Annotated in this window: 3 protein-coding genes; all 3 read right to left on the bottom strand. The window is 37.8% G+C overall.

What is annotated here, in order from left to right; genetic code table 11:
• Nucleotides 1-35: 35 nt before the first annotated feature.
• The 3 genes from D569_RS0122200 to D569_RS24715 all read right to left on the bottom strand — a co-directional run bounded on the left by D569_RS0122200 (nucleotide 36) and on the right by D569_RS24715 (nucleotide 1,204).
• The gene (locus D569_RS0122200; protein WP_018934624.1) at nucleotides 36-350 is read right to left on the bottom strand and encodes a MazG-like family protein; all 315 of its coding nucleotides are present in this window, start codon (nucleotides 348-350) and stop codon (nucleotides 36-38) included.
• Between the two features lie 15 nt (nucleotides 351-365).
• Nucleotides 366-737, bottom strand: coding sequence for a hypothetical protein (locus tag D569_RS0122195; protein WP_018934623.1), 372 nt, complete (start codon nucleotides 735-737; stop codon nucleotides 366-368).
• Between the two features lie 299 nt (nucleotides 738-1,036).
• On the bottom strand, nucleotides 1,037-1,204 hold the full coding sequence (locus D569_RS24715) for a hypothetical protein (protein ID WP_018934620.1): 168 nt from the start codon (nucleotides 1,202-1,204) through the stop codon (nucleotides 1,037-1,039).
• Nucleotides 1,205-1,267: the final 63 nt, after the last annotated feature.

The raw sequence follows: 1,267 nt of genomic DNA, 5'->3' as shown, positions 1-1,267 counted from the left end.
TGTCTATTTTCCATTGTAGTTGGAAGTTGTATGGATTAATCATGTAGATCTTCTTCTTTCACGAACACACCATCACGCATTTCGCCTTTACGGTCCTTAATCTGATAATAAGCGTGATTAACACAGTCTCTTACATCTAAATGTAACTGCATTGATAGGATGGTAAGCACTACATACACATCACCTATAGCATCTATGACTTGATCTTGATTACCTCTTGCCAATCCTGCAGCTAATTCGCCCACTTCTTCCTGCAATTTAAGCATTTGTTTTTCTGGTTGTGCTTCGTCTAACTTTCTGTCAACAGCCCACATTTCAATTGCAGTAGTTAAATCATTAATTGTTCTCATTTCCTCCAACCTCTCTTATTTGTTTTGTAATGCTTGACGTGCTTTTTCTCCTTCATCTTCCATAACATTTGATGATTTTATCGTTGTTGATCCGATTGTATATTCATCGTAATTGTGTTCAGCTCCATAAAACTTTAAAGCTTCCTGATATCGTTCGTTTTGTTGTTTTAACTCATCAATGCGCCTAGCCAAACCTTCGTTATAATCTAAAACTTTGTCTCTTTCTTCTATGATTTCGTTTAATATTTTCTCTGTTCGCTTCTTGTGTTCTTCTAACTCCTGCTTTTCTTCTGCTTGTTGAATAAGGTAATCAAAGTTTAGTGTTTTAACTTCCCCACGTTCAAAATAATCTTCTTTTATCTGTTTCAACCGTTCCTGTTCGTTCATCTAATCACTCCTTCAACATTTTAAAAACTCCAACCGCTCTTGAACCGCGTAAAACCGAACCATCTTCAAACTGCACATATGCTTCTTTCCTTTGACCGTGACCACAACAAGCATTCATGACACCTGGCAACGTTCCTAAACATGCGTCATGGCCTTCTTTTGTTGCATTTTCTCCACAATGTCCTCACGCTCTTTCTGTATGTGTTTTTACAGTTGATTCTTTCGTATCGCAATACACCCATTCTTTGCCGTTATGTTCGATGGGATGACCTCTTAAATGAGATGAAGCTACCAAATAATCACTCCTCCTCATACTTAGGTTTCCTGCTACCAGGTGGAAGAGTAGCAGCATCTTCATAATTCCAACCTCTATATTGCATTCTGTCGTAATAAGTCCTTGTTGGAATACCGTTTTCTTTAGCAACCTTTAAATAGCGTTTATATAAACGTTTGTTTAACTTTCGCATAAGATCACCTCACTGTACTTGCCATCCATCTCTCAGCCTGGCTTTCACTTCATGATTCTGAAG

It is taken from the genome of Gracilibacillus lacisalsi DSM 19029, assembly GCF_000377765.1.
Lineage (GTDB): Bacteria > Bacillota > Bacilli > Bacillales > Amphibacillaceae > Gracilibacillus > Gracilibacillus lacisalsi.
Note: the sequence above shows the minus strand (reverse complement) of the source record. Positions and strands in the feature narration are given on the sequence as shown.